Origin of the sequence: Vibrio sp. Vb1755, from assembly GCF_033338635.1 — a bacterium.
In the GTDB taxonomy this organism is placed as follows: Bacteria; Pseudomonadota; Gammaproteobacteria; order Enterobacterales; family Vibrionaceae; genus Vibrio; species Vibrio alginolyticus.
In genome coordinates, this window is sequence record NZ_JAWOTA010000066.1 from 1 (window position 1) to 2,091 (window position 2,091).

Sequence of the window (2,091 nt, forward strand, 5' to 3'; positions counted from 1 at the left end):
TCAACACGCCTTTTAATATGATCTCGATAGAGAAACCCTGTGAGTACCGCGCTAACGATGCCAAAGAAAATACTGAGATATATCATTGTATTACTCGATGAATGAATACCAGCGCCCATCAATGCGAAGATGATAATTTGAGGCAAGTATCCCAACAGACTGGCGGAGATAAAGGCAAAGAACGGCACTCGGACACTACCCGATAAAACGTTGGTCACGACGTTATTCCCAATCGGAAACAAACGTAGCAAAAGGATTTTGTAAAACGGCTTACGACTCGCAAATGAATTAAAACGCGTCATTTTTTTCGGGAACCGTCGATATAGCCAATTTCCGATGAGAAAGCGCGCGCAGGCGTAGTTAAATGTCGCCCCAAAAACACAAGCAAATAAGGTGATAAGCACGCCTAATTGGACGTGGTATAAATAGCCGAATACCAATGCGATGGCTTGCTTTGGCCCACTTAACGACAAAAACACCACACTGAATGTGAAGATGACCACATGCCCTAAAGCCCCGTTTTTTTGAATGTAGCCAACCAGCCAGTTCTTATCTGTGAGGTGAGATAAAACGGGATTATCGAGCTGATTTGCTAACAAAACCCCAGCAAGTATAAGAAGTGCAAGCTTTAACCATTTCATTGTTTTGCATTTTCATTGGCAATGCTGACAGCTTTGATCATCGGATTTTTCGTGCGCTTTTGTAACCAGATCACACCAAACATATCAACAATCCCTACCCAAGCACGGTTCCATGCATTGTAATTGGAAGTGCCTGCTTCTCTGTCTCGGTGCGCGACTGGGTGAACGACGATTTCCCCGCCCATCGCTTTGATGAGTGCAGGCAAAAACCGATGCATATGATCAAAATACGGCAAGCGCAGATAAGTCGATTTAGGGATGACTTTAAGTCCACAACCAGAATCTGGAACACCATCACCTAGTAATGCATGACGCACTCTGTTCGCCACCTTCGATTGAAACCTAACCCAAGCTGTATCTAACCTTTTTGCTCGATAACCCGCGATGCAAAAATTCGGATTGCTGACTTTAGCAGCAAGCTCAAGCATCTTAGGCATATCCGACGGATCGTTCTGCCCATCAGCATCGGAGGTAACAATCCACTCGCCTTTTGCATGTTTGACGGCAGTTAACACTGCTGTGCTTTGACCGCAACTATGTTCGTGGCTTACCACTTGCAGGTCACACCCACATTCTTTAGCAGCTTCAAGTGCCTCTTGCACCGTATCATCGGTACTACCGTCGTCCGTAATGACAATTTCGACGTTAGGGTATGCTTCTAAACTGGCATGAATTTCTTTCACTAACTTCCCGATATTTCCTTGTTCATTTTTTGCAGGAATAACGACTGATATACTCGGTAACATAGCTCTAACCTTATGTGAACTCTCGACCTTGAAAGTTCTGAATGACAAATCTTTTACTTGTTATAAAAATTCCGGTACCAAGCGACAAACTCGGCAATGCCTTCTTCTACGGAAACTGACGGCCGGTAACCAGTGGCTTGATAGAAAGCTGTTGTATCAGCATAGGTTTGGTATACATCTCCTGGCTGCATCTCTCGATAATTCTTCTTTGCTTCTATTCCGAGTTCATTTTCTATTGCTTTGATAAAATCCATCAAACAAATCGGTGAACCATAACCAATATTGTAAATAGAATAAGGAGCAGAACTATCCGCTGGAGTACTATTTTCAAACTGCCATCGCTGATTAATTCTTGGTATGACATCAGAAATTCTGACTATCCCTTCGACAATGTCATTAATATGGGTAAAGTCCCTCCACATATCACCATTATTATTAATATCAATAGACTGACCGTTAATTATTTTCTCAGTAAAGATAAAAGGCGCCATATCTGGACGTCCCCAAGAACCATACACAGTAAAAAAACGTAAGCCTGTTGTAGGAAGTTGATAGAGATGAGAATAACTATGCGCCATCAATTCATTAGATTTTTTAGTCGCTGCATATAAAGAAACGGGGTGATCAACATTATCCGATGTAGAGAAAGGCACTTTCTTGTTTAAGCCGTAAACGGAGCTGGAAGATGCATATATGAAATGCTT

General features: G+C 42.4%; 3 protein-coding genes. All 3 read right to left on the reverse strand.

The features are described from left to right. Positions 1 to 641: VTT domain-containing protein (locus R7E00_RS22545; protein ID WP_318124484.1), on the reverse strand; the 641-nt coding region annotated here is incomplete at its 3' end. Then, positions 638 to 1,387, reverse strand: coding sequence for a glycosyltransferase family 2 protein (locus R7E00_RS22550; protein WP_025555633.1), 750 nt, complete (start codon positions 1,385 to 1,387; stop codon positions 638 to 640). The genes R7E00_RS22545 and R7E00_RS22550, both read right to left, overlap by 4 nt. Positions 1,388 to 1,440: 53 nt before the next feature. Next, the coding region (locus tag R7E00_RS22555; RefSeq protein WP_318124485.1) for an NAD-dependent epimerase/dehydratase family protein at positions 1,441 to 2,091 on the reverse strand (651 nt) is incomplete at its 5' end.